Origin of the sequence: Corynebacterium gallinarum (genome assembly GCF_014837045.1) — a bacterium.
Taxonomy (GTDB): Bacteria; Actinomycetota; Actinomycetes; order Mycobacteriales; family Mycobacteriaceae; genus Corynebacterium; species Corynebacterium gallinarum.
In genome coordinates this window covers 1-632 of sequence record NZ_JACSPR010000032.1, presented here as the reverse complement: position 1 = coordinate 632, position 632 = coordinate 1, and the positions used below count along the sequence as shown (strand labels likewise).

Annotated in this window: 1 protein-coding gene; it reads left to right on the top strand. The window is 62.5% G+C overall.

Annotation, left to right across the window (positions count from 1 at the left end; genetic code table 11):
• The coding region (locus H9627_RS14130; protein ID WP_404826221.1) for an ABC transporter ATP-binding protein at nucleotides 1-621 on the top strand (621 nt) is incomplete at its 5' end.
• Nucleotides 622-632 lie beyond the last annotated feature (11 nt).

Genomic DNA, 632 nt, shown 5'->3' with positions numbered 1-632 from the left:
CGTGTTCAGACCCGTACCCAGATTGCAGCCCTGCAGCGCAAGCTTGGGGTTACCACCGTTTACGTCACCCACGACCAGACGGAGGCCTTGACCATGGGTGACCGCATCGCGGTGCTGAAGGATGGCTACCTGCAGCAGGTTGGCGCGCCCCGAGAGCTTTATGACCGCCCCGCCAACGTCTTCGTCGCCGGCTTCATCGGCTCCCCAGCCATGAACTTGGGCACCTTCTCGGTCAAGGATGGTGACGCTACCTCTGGTCACGCTCGCATCAAGCTTTCCCCGGAAACCCTCGCCGCCATGACGCCGGAGGATAATGGCCGCATCACCATTGGTTTCCGCCCGGAGGCACTGGAGATCATTCCGGAAGGCGAGTCCACCGATCTTTCCATCCCAATCAAGCTCGACTTCGTGGAGGAACTCGGTTCCGATTCCTTCCTCTACGGCAAGCTGGTAGGCGAGGGCGACCTTGGATCCTCCAGCGAGGATGTCCCCGAGTCCGGCCAAATCGTCGTCCGCGCTGCTCCGAACACCGCGCCTGCTCCGGGCAGTGTTTTCCACGCACGCATCGTGGAGGGCGGCCAGCACAACTTCTCGGCGTCGACTGGCAAGCACCTCCCTTAAGCCCGCGTACC